This window comes from Mycobacterium sp., assembly GCF_035623875.1.
Lineage (GTDB): Bacteria > Actinomycetota > Actinomycetes > Mycobacteriales > Mycobacteriaceae > Mycobacterium.
In genome coordinates this window covers 1-3,746 of the sequence record NZ_DASPSP010000023.1, presented here as the reverse complement: position 1 = coordinate 3,746, position 3,746 = coordinate 1, and the positions used below count along the sequence as shown (strand labels likewise).

Annotated in this window: 3 protein-coding genes, 1 pseudogene and 1 riboswitch; all 4 genes and pseudogenes read right to left on the bottom strand. The window is 65.2% G+C overall.

The features are described 5' to 3' along the window. Positions 1 to 122 (bottom strand): annotated as a pseudogene (locus VEI45_RS02400) (WXG100 family type VII secretion target); the annotation flags it as partial. 71 nt (positions 123 to 193) lie between these two features. Beyond that, complete coding sequence (locus tag VEI45_RS02395; RefSeq protein ID WP_324849776.1) at positions 194 to 1,444, bottom strand: PPE family protein; 1,251 nt, start codon at positions 1,442 to 1,444, stop codon at positions 194 to 196. A gap of 20 nt (positions 1,445 to 1,464) precedes the next feature. Continuing rightward, positions 1,465 to 2,676, bottom strand: a complete 1,212-nt coding sequence (locus tag VEI45_RS02390) for a PPE family protein (protein WP_324849774.1) — start codon at positions 2,674 to 2,676, stop codon at positions 1,465 to 1,467. A 21-nt stretch (positions 2,677 to 2,697) separates the two neighbouring features. Then, positions 2,698 to 2,997 (bottom strand): PE family protein, encoded by a 300-nt coding sequence (locus tag VEI45_RS02385; protein WP_324849772.1) that lies wholly within the window; start codon positions 2,995 to 2,997, stop codon positions 2,698 to 2,700. Between the two features lie 292 nt (positions 2,998 to 3,289). After that, positions 3,290 to 3,460, bottom strand: a riboswitch (M-box (ykoK) riboswitch). Between the last annotated feature and the right edge of the window lie 286 nt (positions 3,461 to 3,746).

Sequence of the window (3,746 nt, the reverse complement as noted above, 5' to 3'; positions counted from 1 at the left end):
GCGATGTTTTGGCTCGATGCCCACATCTTGCGGGCCTCGTCCTCCACCGTCTGAGCGTGCACATCGAAACGGCCCGCCATCGCCCGCATCTCGTGCGGGTCAGTCATAAAACGCGTAGGCATATCCCTATCTCCCTATCTCTTGAATTCATCAGCTATGACGGATTGTGCTGTGGTGCAATATATTTACCGGCTCAACCGGCGGCCGGCGGGCGTGCCATCACGATGGGGCGGAATCCGTACATCGGTTCCTCCATCTCGTGGTCGACCATGCCCATCAGCCCTGCCAAGGGCATACCCGGCATGCCCATCGGCCCACTTGGTAACACCAGCGGGGTCCCGCCCAAGGCGGGGGTCAGCGCGCTGGCGCCGGGCAACGCTGTGGCAATCTTGCCGAACGTCGGGGCCGCCGCGGCCCAGCCCTGCGGCACCGACAGCACGCCCAGCGGGGCGGCTTCCCGCATCCCGGCCGACACTGCCGCGCCAAGGCCCGGCAAGCCCGCCGACCCCAACTTGGCCATCCCCGAACCGAGTCCGGCGGCCAGACCCGACACATCCGGAGCCAACCCGCCGCCCGCCAGGGAGGGGAACAGGTAGCTAAAGCACGTCACCGAATCGATCATCGCCGTCGGGTTCATCAGACCACTCGTGGTGAATGCGTTGCTGAAGTTGGCGACCGTGGCGTTGTTGAGAAAACTTCCCAGCAATGACCCGTTGGATCCATCCAGATCATTGAGCAGCCCGGCCAGCCCGGTGGTGGCGGTGTTCGAGTTTGGCGCGGTGATGTCTGACAGCCACGACGACAGCCCGGCAGTTGATGATGCGCTGCTGGCGGTGCTGGCCGAGGTGCTTGCCGTGCCTGCCGATGTACCCGTGGCTTGGGCCACTGCGGCGGCCTGCCCGGTCAGTCCTGCCGCATCAGTGGTCTGGGCCGGCTGGGTGAACGGCGTCAATTGCGAAGCCGCCGCCGAGGATCCGGCGTAGCCGTACATCGCCGCGGCATCTTGGGCCCACATGTCGCCGTATTCGGCCTCGGTCGCCGCGATCGCCGGGGCATTTTGACCCAAAATGTTGTTTTCCACCAGCGACGTCAGCCGAGCACGGTTGGCTGTAATCTCCGCCGGAGGCACCGTCATCGAAAGCGCCGACTCGTAGGCGCTCACCGCCGCTTGCGCCTGAGCAGCCGTCTGCTCGGCCTGCGTGGCAGTGGTGTCCATCCACGCCGCATACGGGGTGGCGGCAGCCGCCATCGACGCCGAGGCCGGGCCCAACCAGCTGCCGCTGGTCACCCCAGAGATTATCGAGCTGTAAGAGGCGGCCGCGGAACGCATTTCAGCTGCCAGCCGGCTCCACGCAGCGCCAGCCGTCAGCAGAGGGCCCGATCCTGGGCCGGAATACATTCGGGCCGAATTGATTTCCGGTGGCAACACCGCAAAGTCGATCATGACAGCGTCCCCTTCATCTGTTATCCGGCGGCGGGGGGGCGTGCCATCACTGGGGGCAGCCGCATTCCGTATTTCGGAATCGGACGGCGCGGGCGCCCGGTCATGTTCGACAGCGGCGAGGCAACACCTCCGGGTCCGCCTGTTGCGGTTTTCGGGGTGGGGAGCGGGGTGCGGCCCGGCGCAGGGGCGATCGGGCTTTTCGGTGCGACTGCCGGCCAGCTGGGCGGCACTGACAGCGCCCCAACGTGGCCGGCGCCACCCGCAGCAGCCGACATTCCGGACCCGACCCCGCCTAAACCGGCCGAGCCCGATCCCAGCGCACCCGGGTTGAACAGGTTCAACAACCCACGCCCCGATGACCCCATGGCACCCTTAGCGCCTCGGAGGAAGTCGAAGCCCGCTATCGACTGCAGGAGGAATTGCGGGTTGAACGGCCCACCGGCGAGTGCTCCGTTGGTGACTGCAGTGCTGAAAAAGTTGCCGTTCAAAAAGGTCCCGAGCGCCGAGCTATCCGACCCGCTCAATAGCGACGCCAGGTTTGAGCCGTTGCCAATGTTGAGCAGATTGTCCAGACTGTCCAGTCCCGACAGTGACGACGCATTGGTGGCGGCCGAGGTGGCAGTGCTGGCCGAGTTGCCGGCGTTGCCGGCCGAGGTGCCGGTGGCCTGGGCCACCGCGGCGCCTTGGCTGGCCAGTCCGGCCGGGTTGGTGGTTTGCGACGGCGCGGTGAACGGCGTCAATTGGGAAGCCGTCGCTGAGGAACCGGCGTAGCCGTACATCGCCGCGGCATCCTGGGCCCACATCTCGCTGTACAAAGCCTCGGTGGCCGCAATCGCCGGGGTGTTTTGACCCAGAAAGTTGGTCGCCACCAGCGACGCGAGCTGAGCGCGATTGGCCGCAACCTCCGCCGGAGGCACGGTCATCCCAAATGCAGACTCGTAGGCCGTGACCGCCGCCTGGGCTTGGGCAGCCGTCTGCTCAGCTTGGGCGGCGGTGGTGTTCATCCACGTGGCATACGGAGCGGCCGCCGCCGCCATCGACGCCGAGGACGGACCCTGCCAGCTGCCGTTGGTCAACCCCTCGACAATCGAGCTGTAAGAGGCTGCGGCCGAACGGATTTCGGTTGCCAGCTGGCTCCACGCGGCGCCAGCAGCCAGCAAGGGCCCTGAGCCAGCGCCCGAATACATTCTGGCTGAGTTGATTTCCGGCGGCAGAGCCGCGAAGTCCAGCATGACACGCCTCCCCTAAGTCCTCTACAGGGCTGCGACCGCGTTGGCTGCCTCGGTGGTCGCGTACGAACCGGCACTTGCGCTCAAGATGCGCACGAACATCTCGTGCATCGCGGCAGCTTGTGCGCTGACCGCCTGATACATCTGAGCGTGGTTGGCGAACTGCGCCGCTGTCAGCGCCGACACCTCGTCAGCGGCGGCGGGGATCACCCCGGTCGTCGGGGCTGCGGCAGCCGCGTTCTGGGCGGCGATAGCTGTGCCGACACCTTGCAACTGGCCGGCTGCCGATGTCAGCATTTCTGGCTGTGTGGTCACGAAAGTCATCGGAATTCTCCTTTGGGCAAAGCAGGGTCAACCCGCGGCGGCAGTCGTGGCACAGCACAACAGGACCACGCGCGCGTACGAACGCAGAGCGTGCGTGAGTGTTAAGCGAAGCGGCGCAAGCCGATTCAGATAATGGAGACGGCGCCGGGGCCGGATCCGAACGAAATGGTCATCGGTCTCGGATACGGACTATCACTTGGACTCACTTCGCCTCACCTCCTCACGGCCAGGGCACACAGGGGTGCCAATACCTCGCACACGGGATGAAGCGGAACCGGCAGACGAACCGGCCGCCGCACCCCTCTCGTCAGAGCTTTGGCACTGCACGGCGTATCCGGCTGAGCCGGAAGCCACTTGGGCTCAACCCTTAACCCGGGAGGAGCTGTCCTGACCCTGGGCGTCTCTCGACGTTCGAGGTCAGTGGCCTGTATCCATGCAGACGCCTCACCTAGCGAGGTGCTTGCTGACGCAATGGTTCCACCATGAGCGATGCGAGTCAACCCAACACGCGGAAACGATTGTCGGTATCGTCTCAAGGACCAACGCCTCGGGGACGTCAGTGCCGGCTTGGCTGGGCTGCGACCGGCGATCGAGATCGGTTGTGGTTGTTCGTGCATCATGCAGTCAGACAACCCATATCGTGCGGACCTGGTTCTTGACACGATGGATATGCACGTCGAGTTCGGCACCAATTCCGGCGCCGCGCGCCGATCGTGGTGGGCTGGAAAATCACGATGTAGCTCCTTTCT

Bases quoted from the DNA above. Each gene is read 5' to 3' on its own strand.
- VEI45_RS02395 (WP_324849776.1), bottom strand. From the start codon at position 1,444: ATGATCGACTTTGCGGTGTTGCCACCGGAAATCAATTCGGCCCGAATG.
- VEI45_RS02390 (WP_324849774.1), bottom strand. From the start codon at position 2,676: ATGCTGGACTTCGCGGCTCTGCCGCCGGAAATCAACTCAGCCAGAATG.
- VEI45_RS02385 (WP_324849772.1), bottom strand. From the start codon at position 2,997: ATGACTTTCGTGACCACACAGCCAGAAATGCTGACATCGGCAGCCGGC.